Here is a 902-nt window from a genome sequence, read left to right as displayed (position 1 = left end):
CTTAGTGCTAATGCAGGTGGTCGTCAGCGTATGTTTGATGGTGCTAGTGATACCAAAGTAAATACTTATGTATCTACTCTGGTTGACCCTCTGGGACAGGAATATAAACTGATTCCTAACCGCTTCATGCCAGAAAAAGCTATCTATGTCTTCAGTCCAGCTGACTGGACTCAGATGGTTCTCCGCGCTCCACAGCGTACCAAACTGGCGAAACAGGGTTCTAATGAAAAATGGATGATTGAGATGGAAGTTGGTCTGCGTCACCGCAACCCATTTGCATCTGGTATCCTGAAACTGGCCTAATAGCTAGTCCATAGAGACCTGAAAGGGAGGGAGTTAAATCTCTCCCTTTATTTTTATCTGAATTCCAAGGAGACTATTAATGGCTCAAATTAATCTTGTTTCTTACGACTTGAAAGGTATTAAAGAGTCGTTTGCTAACTGGGTTTCCAACCTCTCCCCCGAAGATACACCATTCACCTCTTCTATCGGTAAAGAAGCTATCACGAACAAATTGTTCCAATGGCAAACTGACCGTTTAGCTGGTACTGATGCTAGTAATGCTGTAATCGAAGGTTCTGATGTTGGTGACTCTCCATTCACTGGTGGTACAACACTTCATAAATCAAACACTCAAATCCTCCGCAAAGTGGTTAAAGTGTCTGACACTGCAAACTCTCTTGCAAACTATGGACGTGGTAAAGAACTTCAGTATCAAATGGAAAAAGCAGGTCGTGAAATCAAACGTGACCTTGAGGCAATCCACCTGAGTAAAACACAAACCCCAAGTGCTGGTGCTACTGGTTCTAATGTAAACCCTAACACAGGTGCTCAACCAAGTCCATCTCACTTCGGTCCACGTATGGATGTGTTCCTTACTTTGATTGCTGGTCTGAATGTTT

The 902-nt window shown here is 43.2% G+C and carries 2 protein-coding genes; both read left to right on the top strand.

Going from position 1 to position 902, the window contains the following annotated elements; translation table 11 throughout:
- Positions 1–303: DUF5309 domain-containing protein (locus N1032_RS24240; RefSeq protein ID WP_259543041.1), on the top strand; the 303-nt coding region annotated here is incomplete at its 5' end.
- A 79-nt stretch (positions 304–382) separates the two neighbouring features.
- Positions 383–902, top strand: a 520-nt coding sequence (locus tag N1032_RS24235; RefSeq protein ID WP_259543040.1) for a DUF5309 domain-containing protein, incomplete at its 3' end; no start/stop codon positions are given.

The organism is Herbiconiux daphne (assembly GCF_024979295.1).
GTDB lineage: Bacteria > Actinomycetota > Actinomycetes > Actinomycetales > Microbacteriaceae > Herbiconiux > Herbiconiux daphnes.
This window is presented reverse-complemented; position numbering and strand designations above follow the sequence as displayed.